Annotated in this window: 1 pseudogene; it reads left to right on the forward strand. The window is 65.7% G+C overall.

Features of this window, described 5'->3' with window-relative positions:
- Positions 1-280, forward strand: a pseudogene (locus AC0L20_RS40910) (ComEC/Rec2 family competence protein); the annotation flags it as partial.

Consider the following 280-nt stretch of genomic DNA (forward strand, 5'->3'; position numbering starts at 1 on the left):
GAACGCAGATGGTCGGCGCGGAAATCCCGACGCGGCTGGCCGGCCGGATCGTCAGCCTCGACCGGATGGCGAACGGTCGCATCCGGCTGACCATCGATGCGATCTCGACCGCCCGGCCAGCGCTGCGCTATATGCCCAAGCGGATTCGCGCTTCGGCTATGAAAATACCGCCGGGCGCGGCCGCCGGATCGAAAGTGACCGGCTATGTCAGACTGCTGCCACCAACCGGCCCGGTGCAGCCGGACGGCTATGATTACTCCTTCGACAGCTATTTCGCCGG

The sequence above is a fragment of the Bradyrhizobium sp. Kon58 genome (genome assembly GCF_055807455.1).